The organism is Streptococcus sp. HMSC061E03 (assembly GCF_001813505.1).
Taxonomy (GTDB): Bacteria; Bacillota; Bacilli; order Lactobacillales; family Streptococcaceae; genus Streptococcus.
Genome location: NZ_KV812786.1, coordinates 90,258 through 108,217, shown reverse-complemented (window position 1 = coordinate 108,217; position 17,960 = coordinate 90,258). Strand labels below are relative to the sequence as shown.

General features: G+C 36.7%; 17 protein-coding genes. 10 read left to right on the top strand and 7 right to left on the bottom strand.

The window, feature by feature from the left end; translation table 11 throughout:
• Window positions 1–70 precede the first annotated feature (70 nt).
• Window positions 71–2,638, bottom strand: coding sequence for a YfhO family protein (locus tag HMPREF2917_RS07150; RefSeq protein WP_070589904.1), 2,568 nt, complete (start codon window positions 2,636–2,638; stop codon window positions 71–73).
• A gap of 49 nt (window positions 2,639–2,687) precedes the next feature.
• On the bottom strand, window positions 2,688–4,313 hold the full coding sequence (locus HMPREF2917_RS07145) for an ATP-binding cassette domain-containing protein (protein WP_049486042.1): 1,626 nt from the start codon (window positions 4,311–4,313) through the stop codon (window positions 2,688–2,690).
• 205 nt (window positions 4,314–4,518) lie between these two features.
• Here HMPREF2917_RS07145 and trpS point away from each other — a divergent pair, with 205 nt between their 5' ends.
• Both trpS and guaB read left to right on the top strand, forming a co-directional pair.
• The gene (trpS, locus tag HMPREF2917_RS07140) at window positions 4,519–5,547 is read left to right on the top strand and encodes a tryptophan--tRNA ligase (RefSeq protein WP_070589902.1); all 1,029 of its coding nucleotides are present in this window, start codon (window positions 4,519–4,521) and stop codon (window positions 5,545–5,547) included.
• Window positions 5,548–5,689: 142 nt separating this feature from the next.
• Window positions 5,690–7,171, top strand: a complete 1,482-nt coding sequence (gene guaB / locus HMPREF2917_RS07135) for an IMP dehydrogenase (RefSeq protein ID WP_070589899.1) — start codon at window positions 5,690–5,692, stop codon at window positions 7,169–7,171.
• Window positions 7,172–7,217: 46 nt separating this feature from the next.
• Here the strand turns inward: guaB and recF are convergent, their stop codons facing one another.
• The gene (gene recF / locus HMPREF2917_RS07130; protein WP_070589896.1) at window positions 7,218–8,312 is read right to left on the bottom strand and encodes a DNA replication/repair protein RecF; all 1,095 of its coding nucleotides are present in this window, start codon (window positions 8,310–8,312) and stop codon (window positions 7,218–7,220) included.
• A complete protein-coding gene (yaaA, locus tag HMPREF2917_RS07125) occupies window positions 8,312–8,674 on the bottom strand; it encodes a S4 domain-containing protein YaaA (protein ID WP_049475062.1) in 363 nt (120 codons plus the stop codon). The genes recF and yaaA overlap by 1 nt, the downstream gene beginning before the upstream one ends.
• A gap of 155 nt (window positions 8,675–8,829) precedes the next feature.
• Between yaaA and yfmF the strand changes: the two genes are divergently transcribed.
• The 8 genes from yfmF to HMPREF2917_RS07085 all read left to right on the top strand — a co-directional run bounded on the left by yfmF (window position 8,830) and on the right by HMPREF2917_RS07085 (window position 15,615).
• Window positions 8,830–10,077, top strand: coding sequence for an EF-P 5-aminopentanol modification-associated protein YfmF (yfmF, locus tag HMPREF2917_RS07120; RefSeq protein WP_049471798.1), 1,248 nt, complete (start codon window positions 8,830–8,832; stop codon window positions 10,075–10,077).
• A gap of 8 nt (window positions 10,078–10,085) precedes the next feature.
• Window positions 10,086–11,360, top strand: a complete 1,275-nt coding sequence (gene yfmH / locus HMPREF2917_RS07115; RefSeq protein ID WP_070589893.1) for an EF-P 5-aminopentanol modification-associated protein YfmH — start codon at window positions 10,086–10,088, stop codon at window positions 11,358–11,360.
• A 26-nt stretch (window positions 11,361–11,386) separates the two neighbouring features.
• Window positions 11,387–11,794, top strand: a complete 408-nt coding sequence (locus tag HMPREF2917_RS07110; protein ID WP_070589891.1) for a helix-turn-helix domain-containing protein — start codon at window positions 11,387–11,389, stop codon at window positions 11,792–11,794.
• Window positions 11,795–11,825: 31 nt separating this feature from the next.
• Window positions 11,826–12,365, top strand: coding sequence for a CDP-diacylglycerol--glycerol-3-phosphate 3-phosphatidyltransferase (gene pgsA, locus HMPREF2917_RS07105; protein ID WP_003009208.1), 540 nt, complete (start codon window positions 11,826–11,828; stop codon window positions 12,363–12,365).
• A complete protein-coding gene (locus tag HMPREF2917_RS07100; protein ID WP_070589889.1) occupies window positions 12,366–13,190 on the top strand; it encodes an energy-coupling factor ABC transporter ATP-binding protein in 825 nt (274 codons plus the stop codon).
• Complete coding sequence (locus HMPREF2917_RS07095; RefSeq protein WP_070589887.1) at window positions 13,175–14,017, top strand: energy-coupling factor transporter ATPase; 843 nt, start codon at window positions 13,175–13,177, stop codon at window positions 14,015–14,017. Before HMPREF2917_RS07100 ends, HMPREF2917_RS07095 begins: the two co-directional genes overlap by 16 nt.
• Window positions 14,010–14,807 (top strand): energy-coupling factor transporter transmembrane component T family protein, encoded by a 798-nt coding sequence (locus HMPREF2917_RS07090; RefSeq protein ID WP_003009203.1) that lies wholly within the window; start codon window positions 14,010–14,012, stop codon window positions 14,805–14,807. Before HMPREF2917_RS07095 ends, HMPREF2917_RS07090 begins: the two co-directional genes overlap by 8 nt.
• A 157-nt stretch (window positions 14,808–14,964) precedes the next feature.
• Window positions 14,965–15,615 (top strand): LysM peptidoglycan-binding domain-containing protein, encoded by a 651-nt coding sequence (locus tag HMPREF2917_RS07085; protein ID WP_003002250.1) that lies wholly within the window; start codon window positions 14,965–14,967, stop codon window positions 15,613–15,615.
• A 25-nt stretch (window positions 15,616–15,640) separates the two neighbouring features.
• Here HMPREF2917_RS07085 and HMPREF2917_RS07080 read toward each other — a convergent pair whose 3' ends face one another.
• From HMPREF2917_RS07080 to sdaAB, 3 genes are read right to left on the bottom strand one after another with little or no spacing between them, the layout of a single operon-like run.
• The gene (locus HMPREF2917_RS07080; RefSeq protein ID WP_070589885.1) at window positions 15,641–16,270 is read right to left on the bottom strand and encodes an HAD hydrolase-like protein; all 630 of its coding nucleotides are present in this window, start codon (window positions 16,268–16,270) and stop codon (window positions 15,641–15,643) included.
• A 1-nt stretch (window position 16,271) separates the two neighbouring features.
• Window positions 16,272–17,144, bottom strand: coding sequence for an L-serine ammonia-lyase, iron-sulfur-dependent, subunit alpha (gene sdaAA / locus HMPREF2917_RS07075; RefSeq protein ID WP_003002222.1), 873 nt, complete (start codon window positions 17,142–17,144; stop codon window positions 16,272–16,274).
• Between the two features lie 9 nt (window positions 17,145–17,153).
• Complete coding sequence (gene sdaAB / locus HMPREF2917_RS07070) at window positions 17,154–17,825, bottom strand: L-serine ammonia-lyase, iron-sulfur-dependent subunit beta (RefSeq protein ID WP_023919982.1); 672 nt, start codon at window positions 17,823–17,825, stop codon at window positions 17,154–17,156.
• Window positions 17,826–17,960: the final 135 nt, after the last annotated feature.

Genomic DNA, 17,960 nt, shown 5'->3' with positions numbered 1-17,960 from the left:
TTGTTTTGAAAAAGGCTAGGATAATGACTATCCTAGCCTTTTATTTATAAGTGAACGATGGTTAGATTCCTTAACTTTTTCGTCTTTTTATTTGTCTCCATTCGTAGAGGAAGAAGAGAATGATTCCAACGAAAAAGGCAATGAGTCCTTCAATGAAGCCTTGGGGAACAAATGTTAGGGTGACTGTTCCGGATCCTTTTGAAACACGAACTCCCATCAATCCTTTCTGGATGCGATGAATTTGGATAGGCTTTCCATTTTGTTTAGCTGACCAGCCTTTATCATAAGGGAGTGTAAAAATAAGGGTAGTGTCTCTATTTGCGTTATAGGCTGCTACCAATTTGTTTTTCTTTTTGTGAATAGTAACTTCTTGCTGACGAATACTAGCGATAGCTTGTGTGTATTGGTCAAGATCCAGAGCAAAAAATTCTGGTGTATCAAAGGAGACTGTCGAATTTTCTGGAAAACTCATACGAATAGTAACTGTTTCTTCTGTGTCAAAATGGCCAATTGAAAAGAATGGAAAGGCATTATCAATGGTATAGCGTTGGGTCTGTCCATTGTAGCTGATTTCAATATCTTTCCGATCATCGTTTGAAAATTGTAAATTTGGAACATTGACATATAGTTGGCTATGGGTAGGAACCGTTACTTCATATTGAATACTTGCGTAGGAAAGATGACTATCTTCTTCAATTTTTGCAGTTTGCAACGAAGATGTAGTATTTTGTGAAGTAGGCGAGAGAATATTTAATTTCTTATAAAATTTATATTTTTCATCCGTGATTTGATGGATGAATCGTGTCTGATTATCCAGTGTCAAATTCGTAAAGGAAGTATTTTTATAAGGTTTTGCTGACAGAAAGGCGATTGGTAAGGCATATTCGTTTTCTGAAAGTGAGACTCCATTTTTGGTTGCAATCTCTTTAAATCCAAATTTTTGAACAGGTTGTTGGCTTAAATTATAGCGAACACCAAATAGACTATCCATTAAAATAGAATTGTTTTGGTATCGAAGATTGAGGTTAGTTCCTTCAGATTTAAATCCTAGTTTGTCCAATGTCGAGCTAGCATCCGTATTTCGTACAGATGAAAATTGAGAAATTCCATTATAACCATACTTCATGCTATCATTGCCCGTTTGTGGATGTAGAATCTCAGTCCGATAATTTGAGTCTGTCTTCTCTCTTACTAAGGATTGGATGGCTTTTAAGTCGCGTTCGTAGGATGACCGAGAAGCAAAGATCCATTCATTCGCAATTCCTTCCATTTGATAATAACTATTTACCGATAATTCAAAAATGGAGAAAAAAAGGATCGAAAGATAGAAAAGTCTAGGCGGTATCTTTTTTAGGATAAATCCTAAACAGACCAAATAGAAAGCAATTAAAAATTCAAAAGTAACAATAAAATTGACAGCATCTAAAAATTTATAGTGACTGCTGTAAAGGACAGTTGCTCCAAATCCTAGAATAAGGAGGAAATTAGCAAGACTAAAACGAATCCAAGTGATCTCCTCTATTCGATTTAGTACTTCTCCTGCCATCAGAATAATCGTCAAAGAAAAGATCCAAGAGTATCGATGAAGAAACATATTTGGCGCGTGCATACCTTGCCAAAGGAGATCTAATAATTGAAAACGAAAACTCAAAATAAGAATGATCAAGAGTATAAAGTAAGAAAGTTTCACGTGAAACTTGATCGACTTTACAAAGAAAAAGGTGATCGCTAATAGAAGTGGAAATAATCCCACGTAGATCATTGGAATTGATCCATATTTAGTAGTGTCAAAACTTCCAATGAAATTTTTCGCAAATACGTCAAGATACCAACTTTTTTCTGTAAAGATACTGTCAACCTTTGAAAAACTTTCTCCATGAGTGCGTAAATCTAAGAAGGTTGGATATAACATCACAAGGCTTGTTATAACTGATAAAAGAGATACAATCACAAAATGAAAGAAGCGTTTTCCAATTCCTTTGATGTCCCATGACAGTTGTGTCAAGTACCATAAAATAAGAAAAATAGACATCATAAACCCAAAATAATAATTTTGGATAAACAAGCTGGTTAAGCTGATAAAGTAGAGAATCTCTCCCTCATTGTAAATGAGTTTTTTGAATCCATAAAGAATTAATGGTGCTAGGATAAAAACATCTAGCCAAGTTTTGATTTCAATTTGGCTGATAGCAAAGCTCATAAGAGCAAATGATGTTGAAAGGGTAAGAACCAGGAATCTAGGAATTTTAGAAAACATTCCATGCAAACTAATATAAGTGCTTAATCCAATAGCTCCAAATTTAAGAAGAGTGATGAGATAAACAGCATCTGGCATGGATTGTGCATTAAAGAAGTAGACAAGAGGAGAAAAGAAACTTCCTAGATAATAGCTACTGAGTGCATAGAAATTAATGCCTAATCCACTTTGGAAACTGTAAAATAGGCTATCTGTCCCATGTAAAATATTTCGAAGTGTGGTATCAAAAATGACATACTGATGATAACCATCTCCTAATAAGGGGGATGTATCACTGTTCCAGTAGATTCCTTGTGAGAGGTAAATAAAGAACATCATGATAGCTGGAATCAGGAAAGAAGATACTATAAAAAGGGATGTTTTTAGCTTTGTTTTATTCATATATTTCTACTGAAAGAGCCTGAAATCATTATTTCAGGGCTCTTTATTTTTATGATTGACTCCAAAGTTCTTTCACTTTTGCTTGAACTTCTTCATTTTCAAGAAACTCATCATAGGTTTCATCAATACGATCGATTACGCCGTTTTTTGAAAGAACGATAATATGGTTGGCGAGTGTTTGAATGAATTCGTGGTCATGGCTAGCAAAGATAATCGATTCTTTAAAATTCTTCAATCCATCATTCAAACTTGAAATAGACTCCAAATCCAAGTGATTGGTTGGATCATCCAGTACAAGAACATTTGACTTGAGGAGCATCAATTTAGACAACATGACACGAACTTTTTCTCCCCCTGACAAGACGTTGACAGACTTGTTAACTTCGTCACCCGAAAAGAGCATCCGTCCTAAGAAACCACGAAGGAAAGTATTGTCATCTTCTTCTTTACTTGCAAATTGACGAAGCCAATCAAGAATACTTTCACCACCTGCAAAATCACGACTGTTGTCTTTTGGTAGATATGATCGACTAGTTGTAACTCCCCACTTGACAGTTCCTTCATATTCAATATCATCCATCAATGCACGGATCAAAGCGGTTGTTTGAATATCGTTCTGTCCGATAAGGGCGGTTTTGTCACCAGGACGTAAGATAAAGCTGATATTGTCAAGGATAGTTTCACCATCAATCTTGACAGAAAGATTTTCAACTGTCAAGAGATCGTTACCAATTTCTCGTTCTGCCTTAAAGTTGATAAATGGGTACTTCCGACTAGATGGAACAATTTCTTCAAGTTCAATCTTGTCAAGCATTTTTTTACGCGAAGTTGCTTGTTTTGATTTTGAAGCGTTGGCTGAGAAACGTGCGACAAACTCTTGCAATTGTTTAATTTTTTCTTCAGCTTTTGCATTTCTATCTGCTTGTAATTTTGCTGCAAGTTCAGAAGATTCTTTCCAGAAATCATAGTTTCCGACGTAAAGTTTAATTTTTCCAAAGTCGAGATCCGCCATATGGGTGCAGACTTTATTCAAAAAGTGGCGGTCATGGGATACAACGATAACCGTATTTTCAAAATCAATCAGAAAATCTTCTAACCAGGTAATGGATTGAATATCCAATCCATTGGTCGGCTCGTCCAAAAGAAGGACATCTGGTTTACCAAAAAGGGCTTTAGCTAAGAGAACTTTCACTTTATCCCCATTGGCTAACTCGCTCATAGTTTGATAATGAAGGTCTTCTGAAATATTTAGATTTTGAAGCAATTGAGATGCTTCACTTTCTGCTTCCCATCCACCAAGTTCGGCAAATTCACCTTCAAGTTCAGCTGCACGGACGCCATCTTCATCAGAGAAATCTTCTTTCATGTAGATAGCATCTTTCTCTTTCATAATGTTGTAGAGCTTTTCATTTCCCATAATGACAACATCGATGACCCGTTCGTCTTCATAGTCAAAGTGATTTTGACGCAAAACGGACAAACGTTCATCAGGACCAAGAGAAATATGACCAGTTGTTGGTTCAATATCTCCAGCTAAAATTTTTAAAAAGGTTGATTTTCCAGCACCATTGGCACCGATAAGACCGTATGTATTTCCTTCTGTAAAGTTGATATTGACATCGTCAAACAATTTTCGATCACTAAAACGTAGTGAGACGTCTGATACTGTAAGCAATGATATTCTCCTCTTTCTATAATGTCTTCATTTTACTAGAAAATAGGGGAAAATTCAACTTTTTTAGTGTCAATTTATTTTTACAATTTTGTAAATTTAGTTGACAAGATAGTAAAGTGTAATTTCGTCACAAACATAGAGGGAAGACTAACATTTTCAACTAGAAAGTGCTATAATGATAGGGATAACGATTAAGGAGAAGAGTATGACAAAACCCATCATTTTGACAGGAGATAGACCAACAGGAAAACTTCATATTGGCCACTATGTAGGTTCTTTAAAAAATCGCGTCTTGCTACAAAATAAAGACGAGTATAATATGTTTGTTTTCCTAGCAGACCAGCAAGCTTTGACAGACCATGCAAAAGATCCAAAAACGATTGTAGAATCTATTGGAAATGTTGCTTTAGATTATCTTGCTGCAGGATTGGATCCTGAAAAGGTTACGATTTTCATTCAAAGTCAGATTCCTGAATTGGCAGAATTGACTATGTATTATATGAATCTGGTATCTTTGGCACGACTTGAAAGAAACCCAACTGTAAAAACTGAGATTTCTCAAAAAGGTTTTGGTGAGAGTATTCCAACAGGATTTTTGGTATACCCTATTTCACAAGCAGCTGATATTACAGCATTTAAAGCAAATTTTGTTCCAGTAGGAAATGACCAAAAACCAATGATTGAACAAACTCGTGAGATTGTTCGTTCCTTTAACCATGCATACAACACAGATGCTTTGGTCGAACCAGAAGGAATTTATCCTGAAAATGAGGGAGCTGGTCGCTTACCTGGTTTAGATGGAAATGCTAAAATGTCTAAATCGTTGAATAATGGAATTTATCTAGCTGATGATGCAGATACTTTAAAGAAAAAAGTGATGAGTATGTATACTGATCCGGATCATATTAAAGTAGAGGATCCAGGAAAAATCGAAGGGAATATGGTATTTCATTACCTGGATGTATTTGGCCGTCCAGAAGATGCAGCTGAAATTGCAGAAATGAAAGAACATTATCAACGTGGTGGACTTGGTGATGTAAAGACCAAACGATATCTTTTAGAAATTTTAGATCGTGAATTAAGACCAATTCGTGAAAAACGCCTTGAGTTTGCAAAGGATATGGGGGAAGTATACTCTATTCTTGAAAAAGGAAGCGAGCGTGCTCGAAATGTAGCAGCTCAAACACTGGATGAAGTAAAATCTGCGATGGGAATTACCTATTTTAAAAAATAAAACGACTTCATTAATAGCGAACATTTCTTTACTGTTCATTGATAATTTACCAATAAATGATTGACAAATTGCGATAGAATGGTATGATATTAACAATAAAAATTCGAGCCTTGCTCAATAAAAAGAAAAGAGGATCCATCTAATGTCTAATTGGGATACAAAGTTTTTAAAAAAAGGGTTTACATTCGATGACGTGCTTTTGATTCCAGCAGAAAGTCACGTATTGCCTAATGATGCAGATTTAAGTACACAATTAGCAAGTAATTTACGCTTGAACATCCCAATCATTACTGCCGCAATGGATACAGTGACAGAAAGTCAAATGGCAATTGCAATGGCACGTGCTGGTGGACTTGGTGTGATCCATAAAAATATGTCAATTGAGCAACAGGCAGATGAAGTACGGAAGGTGAAACGTTCTGAAAATGGTGTTATTATTGATCCTTTCTATTTGACCCCATCTCATACAATTTTAGAAGCAAATGAGCTCATGGGACGATACCGCATCAGTGGTGTTCCAGTTGTTGAAACACTTGAAAATCGTAAATTAGTTGGTATTCTTACCAATCGTGACTTGCGCTTTATTTCTGATTACAATCAACCTATTTCAAATCACATGACAAGTGAAAATTTGGTGACTGCACCAGTTGGTACTGATTTGGAAACAGCTGAGCGTATTCTACAAGAGCACCGTATTGAAAAATTACCATTGGTAGATGAAAATGGTCGTCTTTCTGGCTTGATTACAATCAAAGATATTGAAAAAGTTATTGAGTTTCCAAATGCGGCTAAGGATGAATTTGGTCGTTTGCTTGTAGCTGGTGCTGTAGGGGTTACTTCGGATACCTTTGAACGTGCAGAAGCCCTTTTTGAAGCAGGTGCAGACGCAATTGTTATCGATACTGCTCATGGACATTCTGCTGGGGTTCTTCGTAAAATTGCAGAAATTCGTGCTCATTTTCCAAATCGTACCTTGATCGCTGGAAATATTGCAACAGCTGAAGGCGCTCGTGCGTTATTTGATGCAGGGGTAGACGTTGTTAAAGTCGGAATTGGACCAGGTTCTATCTGTACAACTCGTGTTGTAGCAGGGGTTGGTGTTCCTCAAGTGACTGCTATTTATGATGCAGCCGCTGTAGCTCGTGAATATGGAAAAACGATCATTGCTGATGGTGGTATCAAGTATTCAGGAGATATTGTCAAAGCACTCGCAGCTGGTGGAAATGCGGTTATGCTTGGCTCAATGCTTGCAGGTACAGATGAAGCACCAGGTGAAACAGAAATCTTCCAAGGTCGTAAATTTAAAACATACCGTGGTATGGGATCTATTGCAGCAATGAAGAAAGGTTCTAGCGACCGTTACTTCCAAGGATCTGTCAATGAAGCCAATAAATTAGTCCCTGAAGGAATTGAAGGACGCGTTGCTTATAAAGGTTCTGTAGCAGATATGGTCTTCCAAATGATCGGTGGTATTCGTTCAGGTATGGGTTATGTTGGTGCAGCAACCATTCAAGATTTACATGATCATGCACAATTTGTTGAAATGAGTGGTGCCGGATTGAAAGAAAGCCATCCTCATGATGTACAAATTACAAACGAGGCGCCTAACTACTCGGCACAATAAATTTACACATTTGTAAATAAAAAATAACAGCATCTTGACAGTATTGTCAAGATGCTGTTTTGATATGACCGGCTTGAACAGTAAAAAATTTCAACTCTTCAGGCAGTTCTTTTAAATGATCAAGAGTGGTCGTTGTAATAAATGTTTGAATATTATTAGAGATGGTTTCAAGTAGTTGAAGTTGACGATAATTGTCAAGTTCGCTCATGACATCGTCAAGTAATAAAATAGGCTTTTCTCTTGTGATTTCTTCCATCAATTCGATTTCTGCTAATTTTAGAGAGAGAACAACACTTCGATGCTGGCCTTGACTACCAAAGGTAGCATTCATATTATTGATAAAAAATGACAAATCATCCCTGTGAGGCCCAATACTTGTTGTTTTCCTAAAAATATCCTTCTGACGGTTTTTTTCCAACATAGAGAGAAACTGCTCTTCTATATCATTTCCTTCTTCAGAAAAAACAGTTGACTGATATTGAATAGATAGGTCTTCTTTGTTGTCAGAAAGTCGAGTGTGTTTTTCTTTTGCTTTAGCTTCTAATTTTTTAATAAACTCAAGCCGATGATGGATGACGCGACTTCCAAAACTAGCTAGTTGTGAATCTAAGACCTCCAAAAATGTAGCATCAATTTTTTCTGAATTTTTTAGATAACTATTTCTTTGTTTCAGTACATGGTTGTATTGAGATAAGTCGGATAAATAGAGAGGTTTCATCTGACCTAATTCAATGTCAATAAACTTTCGACGTCCTGCAGGTGATCCTTTGATCAGTTGCAAATCTTCGGGTGCGAAAAGGACAACATTCATATGACCAATATAGTTCGATAATTTGGCTTGTTTCAAATGATTTACCTTAGTTATCCGACCTTTTGGTGTCAAGGAAATTTCTAATGGAAGGGGACCAGTTTCTCTTTGTAATTGACCAGACACTTTAAAATCGGTGGATTCAAAATAGATGAGATCTCTATCATTTCGTGTTCGATGACTTCTGGTTAAAGCTAGAAAATAAATTGATTCGAGAATATTGGTCTTTCCTTGAGCATTTTGACCTAGGAAAATATTTAATCCAGGATGAAACTCGACTTCTAGTTCTTGATAATTACGAAAATGTTGAATGGATAAGTGTTTTAACCACATTACGAGATACCAGGAAAGCGAATCGCTTTTTCTTTTTTGTTAGACTTTTTCGGTTGTTTCTTTTGTTGTTGATTGAGTTGCTTGACAAGTTTAGCAACACGTTCCTTTTCTTCCTTGTCTTTAAGATGCTCTTCTATTTCTTCTTGAGAAGGTTCAAGAATGGTGATAGTAACGCTCAGTTCAGGAATGTCAATTTGATCATTGACACGAAGTTTACGGCCTCTCCGTTGTTCTAATTCACCATTAACAAAGACTTCTTTTTCTTGAAGAAAGGCTTTGATTGCACCACCACTCTGTATAATACCGAGTTCTTTTAAGATTGCTTGTAATGTAATAAAGTCATCAAATAATTTGTAATTCATAGTTCACCTCTTTGCGTGTTATTATACCATATTTTTAGTTTTTCTAGGGTAGAGAATGTTGAGTGATTTGAGGAGCTTTTTCACAGTTTGAATTAGGATTTTAGTGTGATTTCGTGTTATAATGAAAGTTACTATTGAGTAGAACGAGGATGAAAATGGAATTAGTAAAGGGCGTGAATCTTCACTTTCTTCAATCAAAAAAATTTAAAACCAATAAAATTAAGGTCCGTTTTTCATCGCCATTAGATGAAAATACCGTGGCTGCGCGTGTTTTAGTAGCCTGTATGATGGAAACTGCAAATCAAAAATATCCAACTTCACAATTATTCCGTGAAAAATTAGCGAGTCTATACGGGGTAGAATTGTCAACCTCAGTCTCTAAGAGGGGGCGTGTTCATTATGTTGATTTGAATATTTCCTTTGTGCGCGATGACTTTTTGAGTAAGAAAAATGTTCTTACTGATGAGGTTTTGGACATTATAGAAACTATCTTCTTTTCACCTTTGGTAGTAGAAGATCACTTTGACAGTGATACATTTGACGTTGAAAAGAAAAATACGATTTCCGATTTGGAGTCAGAAATTGAAGAGCCTTATTATTATGCACATGGGCAATTGAATCAACTATTTTTTGAAGACGAAACAATCGGGATGTCAAGATTGGGGAAAGTTGATTTAGTGAGACAAGAGACAGCTCAAAGTTCTCTTGAACAGTTTCATCAGATGCTCCAATTAGATAACATTGACTTCTTTTTCATAGGTGACTTTAATGAGGTCGCTATTGTGGATCGAGTGAACCAGTTTGAATTCAAGCCACGTGATAACAATTTGTCTGTCACCTATCAACAACCTTTTACAAATGTTGTAAGAGAAAAGTTAGAGCAAAAACAAAACCAACAATCTATTTTAGAATTAGGTTACCATTTTTCTACCCAGTATGGAGAATCTCTCCATATCCCTCTAGTTGTATTAAATGGGATGCTGGGAGCTTTCTCGCATTCGAGACTTTTTCAAATAATTCGTGAGAAAGAAGGCCTTGCTTATACTATCTCAAGCCATTTTGATATTTTTACAGGCTTTATGAGAGTTTTTGCAGGCATTGATAAGGAATCTCGTACGAAAGTAATGACATTGATTATGAGACAGTTGAATGATTTAAAACGAGGCAAGTTTACAGAGTCAGAGCTTCAATTGACAAAAGAAATGTTGGTGAATACGACCTTATTAGCACAGGATCGGCAAAATACCTTGATTGAAAGGGAATATCTGAAAACGATCCTAGGAACGAAAGTCCTTTCTTTAGAAGAGTGGTTAGAATCTATCGATAAGGTTAGTAGAGAAGAAATTATTGAAGTAGCAAAAACAATTAATTTACAGTCTGTTTATTTTATGGAAGGAAAGTAGTGTAAAGATTGAAAATTAAAGAAAAATATTATGAATCAGTTGGTGAGCAAGTTTACTTTACATGCTTGTCAAATGGGTTGACTATTCATTTAATTCCCAAAGAAGATTATTATGAGACCTATGGAATAATCACAACTAAGTTTGGCTCAGTGGATACACGAATTCTAGTGAATGGTGATGAAAGGCAATATCCTGCAGGAATTGCTCATTTTCTAGAACACAAAGTATTTGAAGATGAAAATGGTCAAGATTATTTAAAAAAATTCGTTCATTTAGGGTCGGAAAGTAATGCCTTTACAAGCTTTACAAAGACAAGTTATCTTTTCTCAACAACTTCAAAAGTCCCTGAAAATATTCAATTGTTATTGGAGATGGTTTCAAAGGCTTCCTTTACAGAAAAATCTGTATCTAAGGAAAGAGAAATCATTCAACAAGAAATTGGAATGTACCAAGATAGTCCAGACTATCGATTATTTTTTGGTGCTTTAGAAAATTTATATCCTGGAACACCGTTAGCAGATGATATTGCTGGGACTAGGGAGTCTATTTCTGACATTACAATAGATAATCTCCGTGAAAACTTTGATCTATTCTATCATCCCTCTCAAATGCACTTATTAGTGATTGGAAACTTTGATGTTGATGAAGTATTGCAAGTAGTAAAGAAATATGATCTAGTTCCTCCTCGTCCTTCTGTTGAGTTAGAACGTTTTCCTGTAGAAAAAAATGAAGTAAGATTGAATCAATCTTGTAGAATGGAAGTTGCTACTCCTAAGTTGGCAATTGGAATTCGAGGAAATGATATCATTAAGGAAGAGGAAAAATTTCGTTATAAATTGATGTTGAAATTACTGTTTTCGATGATGTTTGGTTGGACTTCGCAACGGTTTCAAAGTTTATATGAATCTGGGAAGATTGACAACTCATTGACACTTGAAGTCGAGGTTGAGGAATTATTTCATTTCGTTATTTTGACAATGGATACTCAAGAACCGGTGTCCTTATCTCATCAATTTAGGTCAGCGATCAAACAATTTGAGAAGGATCCAGATGTGAATCAGGAACATTTGGATACGATTAAAAGCGAAATGTTTGGTGATTTCTTACAAGGTTTAAATTCGCTTGAGTATAGTGCCACTCAGTTTGAATATTTTTCAGACGGTAGCACTTCTTATGATCTTCCAAAGATTTTACAAGGTATTAGTTTACAAGATATCATCAAATTAGGGCGCCAGTTCATCGACCAGGCTGAGATGGTTGACTATATGATTTTTCAAAAGTAGTAAACAATGTATCAAGAAGGGAAAACATGAAGAAGAGAACGATTGGTCAAGTGTTAAGACTGTCAAGAGTAAATTTACACTTAAGTTTACAGGATGTGTCAAATAAGACAGCCATTGAAATTCCTTATATAGAAGCGTTGGAAAACGATGAGTTTGATCTATTACCGAGTCCCTTTTACGCTCAGATCTATCTTAAAAAGTTAGCATGGGCTTTGGGATTAGATGAGTCCATCCTATTGACAGCTTTTCGTGAAGGAAAAGAATTGTTATTTGATGAAGAAATACTTGTAGATGACGAAGAGCTTCATTCAAGAAAATTAAGACAGAAAGCGAGCTGGTTACCAATCCTGTATTATCTACTAGTTAGTTTTGCCATTCTTGGCTTTGTGATTTATATCGTATGTTTTTATGAGTTTACAGCATCTGTAAAATAGATGTAAAGATAGTTTATTTTTTGGAGGAAGTATGAAAAAAGAAAATATTCCTAATGCATTGACATTAATTCGGGTTGTAATGATTCCTATTTTTATTGCTATTTTAAGTTTAAGTCACTCTTACTTAGGACATATTGTAGCGGCAGTTATTTTTGCAATTGCTAGTATTACAGATTATTTAGATGGCTTTCTTGCACGAAAATGGAATGTAGTTAGTAATTTTGGTAAATTTGCCGATCCAATGGCAGATAAATTATTGGTCATGTCAGCCTTTATTATGATGATTGAATTAAAAATGGTTCCTGCTTGGATTGCAGCCGTCATCATTTGTCGTGAGTTAGCTGTCACTGGTTTGCGTCTTCTACTTGTTGAGACAGGTGGTACAGTTTTGGCTGCAGCTATGCCAGGAAAAATTAAGACCTTTAGCCAAATGTTTGCCATTATCTTTTTGCTTTGCCATTGGACTCTTCCTGGGCAAGTGTTACTTTATATCGCATTGATTTTCACAATTTATTCTGGTTACGACTACTTTAAAGGAAGTAGCTATCTCTTTAAAGACACATTCAAATAAATGAAACAGATGATTGAGTTAAAAAATGTATCCTTTAGATACGATAAAACAGTAGAAGAGTATCAAATTGACACGGTTTCGTTTCACGTGAAACAAGGAGAGTGGCTTTCGATTGTTGGACACAATGGTAGTGGGAAATCTACAGTTGTACGCCTGATTGATGGCCTTTTGGAAGCTGAGTCTGGTGAGATTTACGTTGATGGAAAACAACTGACTCGTGAAACTATATGGGAAATCCGTAGTAAAATTGGGATTGTATTTCAGAACCCTGACAACCAATTTGTTGGTGCGACAGTAGAAGATGATGTTGCCTTTGGTTTAGAAAATCAAGGAATTCCACGGGAAGAAATGCTTCAACGTGTGGAGAAAGCTATTGAGCAAGTCGGTATGCTGGAGTTTAAAGATCGCGAACCATCTCGTTTGTCAGGTGGTCAAAAGCAACGAGTGGCCATAGCGGGTATTATCGCTTTGAGACCAACTATTATTATCCTTGATGAAGCAACTAGTATGTTAGATCCAGAAGGCAGAGAGGACCTAATGGCGATAATGAGAGAACTTCAGAAAAAATTTCAATTAACAATTATCTCCATTACCCATGATTTAACCGAAATTGCCTTAAGTGATCGAACGCTCGTGTTTCAAAAAGGAAAACTAGAGTCTTCTATGACGCCGCGGGAATTGTTTTCAAGAAATGACCTCAATGAGATTGGACTAGATAAGCCTTTTAGTAAGCAGGTTCAAGAATCTCTCAGCTCGCATTTTCCGCTAAAACAGGATTATCTAACAGAAAGTGAGTTATTAGACCAACTATGGGAATCTCTTTAAAGAATGTCTATTATACTTATCAAGAGGGAAGTCCTTTTGAAGGGCAGGCGCTTTCTGATATTAGTTTGGAAATAAAAGATGGATCTTATACAGCCATCATTGGGCATACTGGTAGTGGCAAGTCTACTTTGTTGCAATTACTAAATGGTTTACTGCGTCCGACTAAAGGAACGATTCAATTTGAAGATTTTGTTTTAGATAATCATTCTGAGCCAAAAGAAATGAAGTACCTGAGAAAAAAGGTTGGTTTGGTTTTTCAATTTTCAGAAAGTCAGCTATTTGCGGAAACTGTTCTAGCTGATGTAGCCTTTGGACCACAAAATTTTGGGGTACCTAAGGACAAAGCGGAGGAAATAGCCAAAGAAAAATTAGCGATCGTTGGTTTAGAAGAGTCTATCTATGATAAAAGTCCATTTGAACTATCTGGTGGACAAATGAGACGGGTTGCGATCGCGGGTATTTTAGCTATTGAACCAGAGATTTTAGTATTGGACGAGCCAACAGCAGGGCTAGATCCTGCTGGAAGAAAGGAATTGATGGCGCTGTTTGAAACATTACATAAAAATGGGATGACTCTAGTTCTGGTAACTCATACGATGGATGATGTAGCAAATTTTGCTGATACCGTATTTGCTTTAGAAGCGGGAAAACTTGTCCTAAACGGATCCCCAGGGGAAGTGTTTCAACAGGTTGAGTATTTACAAAAACTTCAATTAGGAGTCCCACAAATTACGAATTTTGCTCTTCAATTGAAACGAAGAGGACTTCCTCTGGACAGACTACCAATCAAAATTGAGGAACTAAAGGAGCTGTTACTTCATGAATAATATGATTTTAGGAAGGTATATTCCTGGAAACTCCATTATCCACCAACTAGATCCTCGTGGGAAGTTGCTCTCAATGTTTTTATTCATATTTCTTCTGTTTTGGGCAAATAATATCCAGACAAATGTTCTTCTCTTTGGTTTTATTTTTGTTTTAATGTATCTAACGAGGATTTCGGTTAGTTTTTATATTAAAGGTTTAAAATCAATGATTTTTATCATTGCTTTTACAACCATTTTTCAATTATTTGCGACCTCTCAAGGAACTATTTTGTACCAATGGTGGTTTTTTAAATTAACCGACCAAGGATTGATGCAAGCCGCCATCATATTTTGTAGATTTATTTTAATCATTTTTTATTCGACGATTTTAACCGTGACGACGACACCATTGAGTTTAGCAGATGCTGTTGAAAAGATCCTTACCCCACTAAAAATTATTAAGGTTCCGGCTCATGAGATTGGGTTAATGCTATCTATGAGTTTGCGCTTTGTTCCAACCTTAGTAGATGATACGAATCGAATCATGAATGCGCAAAGGGCACGTGGTGTTGATTTTGGTGAGGGAAATCTATTAAAAAGGATCCGTTCCTTTATTCCGATCCTCATTCCTCTATTTGCTTCTAGTTTTAAACGCGCAGATGCATTAGCAATTGCGATGGAAGCGAGAGGGTACAAAGGCAGTGAGGGACGAACACGCTATCGGACTCTGCAGTGGGGAGTAAAAGATACCCTGGCATTGCTCGTTATTCTGTGCCTCATGTTGATAGTTTTTTATCTAAAAAATGGATAGAGCTAGTTGTATTGGTTCAAAAATAAGGAAAAAGCGCTATACAAAGCGCTTTTTACATTAAATTCACATATTCTTGTAACATTTGTAATATATTCTACAATAAACTGTAACATTTTGTGTGTATGATAGAATTATGTTCGAAAGGAGAATAGAATTCATGAACAGTAAAAAGTTCCAATGGACAGTCACTTCCCTACTTTCAGCAGCATCACTTTTCATTTCAGGTATTGCTACAGTGAATGCTGAAACTTACGAAGTGAAGTCTGGAGATACTCTATCAAAAATTGCACTAGAAAATAACACTTCAGTAGAAAATATTATTGCATCTAACAATCTGACCAATGAAGATTTGATTTATGCAGGACAAATTATTGAGTTAGGTGAGCGTTCAAAATCTATGATTGATAAAGTTGCTCCACAAGAGCAAGCAAAACCTGCTGAAAGTGCACCTACAGCAACTGCAACAGCACAAACTGCTCAAAAACAAACAACTTATGCAGCAAATGCTGCAGTGACTTCTGCACAATCAACAAATGGTGGAATTGTTCTATCAAATGGGAATACTGCTGGAGAACAAGGATCTTATGCAGCTGCTCGTATGGCTGAAATGACTGGTGTACCTGCTTCTACTTGGGAAGCAATTATTGCCCGTGAATCAAATGGTCAAGTAAATGCAGCAAATGCTTCTGGTGCCAGTGGCTTGTTCCAAACAATGCCAGGTTGGGGTTCAACTGCAACAGTTGATGATCAAATCCAGGCTGCATACAATGCATATAGCTCACAAGGTTTGTCAGCTTGGGGTTATTAAAAAAATAGGTTTACAATTTGTAAACCTATTTTTTTAATGTCTCAAGAATGTCAAGTGGAGAGTGACAAATAAAATCTGGTGAGTAAAGAAGTAGCTCATCAAGATCTCCAAATCCCCAAGTGACGGCCATGGTTTTTATGCCAACTGCTTGACCTCCAATGAGGTCAAATTTTGTGTCTCCAATAATCACTGTCTCCTCTTTTGGAAGGTCATTGATTGACAAGGCGTATCGAATGACATCGGCTTTGTGGATACGATCTGAATTTGATCCATAAATTCCTTTAAAGTATTTAGCGATACCTAAATCTTGACACATCTGTAAAGCAACTGGTTCATGTTTTGAAGTGGTTACATAAAGAGGAATGTTTTCGTCATGTAATGCTTTCAAAGCTTCTACTATCTGAGGAAACAGAGTTGATTTGTATTGACCTTTTTCATGATAATACTGGCGATAGATAGTTACGGCTTGATCTACCAAAGTTTCAGGAAGGGTAGCTTCAAAACTAGAAATCAAAGGTGGTCCCATAAAACTACGGATGGTTTTGAGATCGGGTTGAGGAACCTTCAAAGTATCGAATGTATGTTGAAAACTCTCTGTAATTCCCTTGGAACTGTCAACTAATGTTCCGTCTAAGTCAAAAAATAAGGCTTGCATGCTATTCTCCAAATATCTCTTTTTGTAATCTACGTCCGGTTGGTGTTGCTGCCAATCCTCCTTCAGCTGTTTCTCTAAAGGCAGTCGGAAGACTAGATCCAACTTGGTACATGGCGTCAATCACTTCATCAACAGGTATTTTTGATTCAATACCTGCTAAGGCCATATCAGCAGCAATGAAGGCATAGCTGGCTCCCATTGCGTTTCGTTTGACACATGGAACTTCCACGAGTCCTGCTACTGGATCACAAATGAGACCAAGCATGTTTTTGATGACAAAACAGACTGCCTGACTCGCTTGATAAGGAGTTCCCCCAGCAGCTAGTGTCAATGCTGCCGCACTCATAGCTGAAGCAGAACCAACTTCTGCTTGACAACCACCTTCTGCACCTGAAATAGAAGCATTATTTGCGATGACTAAACCAAAAGCTCCAGCTGTCAGTAGAAAATCTAATTGTTGCTGACGGTTTAACCCTAATTTTTGGGTAGCTGCAGTGAGAACTGCGGGGAGGCAGCCAGCAGATCCTGCAGTGGGTGTTGCGCAGACCAGTCCCATCTTAGCATTGTGTTCGTTTACAGCAATAGCATTCTTCGCTGCGGTTAGGACGGTCAAGTCAGATAACGTTTTTCCTGATTTGATATAGCGATCTAATTTTGCGGCATCCCCACCGGTTAACCCACTACGAGAGTGGTTTTCATTTAACCCTAACTTTACAGAATCAATCATCACTTCTAAATTACGGGTCATTAATCGTAGGACTTCTTCTCGTTCACGACCAGTTAGTTCAAATTCAGTTGCAATCATTAACTCTGCGACGTTTCCTTCGTATTGCGTGCTTGCTTGTTCTACGAGGTCTACAATTGAATAAAACATATGAACTCCTTATTTGAAAAAGTTGACATTATGAAGATGAGGAATTTTACGGATATCGTCGATCGCTGCTTCACAACTCCTTGAGTCAACTTCTATAATCATAATCGCTTTTTCTCCAGCTTTTTCCCGTGTTACATTCATTTGTGCAATATTAATATCATAGCGAGAAAGAGCTTCTGTCACATGGGCGATCATTCCAGGGACGTCCTGGTGAACAATGATAATGGTTGGAGTATTCATATTTAGCGAGATAGCAAAGCCATTTAACTCAGTAACCTGTATGTTCCCACCACCAATTGAGATTCCAGTGACAGAAATCGTTTTATGATCATTTTTAACAGTAATAGTCGTTGTGTTTGGGTGAGGAGCATTGCTTTCTTTTTGAATAGACCAAACAATCCGAATGCCTCGTTCATGTGCAATTTTTAGACTATCTGGGATTCTAGGATCATCTGTGTCCATTCCTAAGATGCCCGCTACTAAGGCTAAATCTGTTCCATGACCACGATAGGTTTTGGCGAAAGAATTAAATAATTGGAACTCAACTTCTTTTGGCTCCTCTCCAAAGATAGAAGAAACAATTTTACCAATTCGAACAGCGCCTGCAGTGTGGCTACTGGATGGGCCGATCATCACAGGTCCAATAATATCAAAAACTGATTGGAATTTTAAAGAGTTCATGCTCTGCTCCTTTGTGATCACTTTACTTCATTATATCAGATATGGCTGATGATTTCTTCTATTTTTCCCGAAATATCTGAGAAATCTTAAAGGGGGCTTAAAGCATTTATATTATCCTGGATTTTTAGTATTTCT

Coding starts and splice junctions, on each gene's coding strand:
- recF (WP_070589896.1), bottom strand. CDS start 8,312: ATGTGGTTAAAACACTTATCCATTCAACATTTTCGTAATTATCAAGAA.
- HMPREF2917_RS07090 (WP_003009203.1), top strand. CDS start 14,010: ATGAATAATATGATTTTAGGAAGGTATATTCCTGGAAACTCCATTATC.
- guaB (WP_070589899.1), top strand. CDS start 5,690: ATGTCTAATTGGGATACAAAGTTTTTAAAAAAAGGGTTTACATTCGAT.
- HMPREF2917_RS07110 (WP_070589891.1), top strand. CDS start 11,387: ATGAAGAAGAGAACGATTGGTCAAGTGTTAAGACTGTCAAGAGTAAAT.
- HMPREF2917_RS07080 (WP_070589885.1), bottom strand. CDS start 16,270: ATGCAAGCCTTATTTTTTGACTTAGACGGAACATTAGTTGACAGTTCC.
- sdaAA (WP_003002222.1), bottom strand. CDS start 17,144: ATGTTTTATTCAATTGTAGACCTCGTAGAACAAGCAAGCACGCAATAC.
- HMPREF2917_RS07085 (WP_003002250.1), top strand. CDS start 14,965: ATGAACAGTAAAAAGTTCCAATGGACAGTCACTTCCCTACTTTCAGCA.
- yfmF (WP_049471798.1), top strand. CDS start 8,830: ATGGAATTAGTAAAGGGCGTGAATCTTCACTTTCTTCAATCAAAAAAA.
- pgsA (WP_003009208.1), top strand. CDS start 11,826: ATGAAAAAAGAAAATATTCCTAATGCATTGACATTAATTCGGGTTGTA.
- HMPREF2917_RS07095 (WP_070589887.1), top strand. CDS start 13,175: ATGGGAATCTCTTTAAAGAATGTCTATTATACTTATCAAGAGGGAAGT.
- sdaAB (WP_023919982.1), bottom strand. CDS start 17,825: ATGAACTCTTTAAAATTCCAATCAGTTTTTGATATTATTGGACCTGTG.
- HMPREF2917_RS07100 (WP_070589889.1), top strand. CDS start 12,366: ATGAAACAGATGATTGAGTTAAAAAATGTATCCTTTAGATACGATAAA.
- yaaA (WP_049475062.1), bottom strand. CDS start 8,674: ATGAATTACAAATTATTTGATGACTTTATTACATTACAAGCAATCTTA.
- HMPREF2917_RS07150 (WP_070589904.1), bottom strand. CDS start 2,638: ATGAATAAAACAAAGCTAAAAACATCCCTTTTTATAGTATCTTCTTTC.
- trpS (WP_070589902.1), top strand. CDS start 4,519: ATGACAAAACCCATCATTTTGACAGGAGATAGACCAACAGGAAAACTT.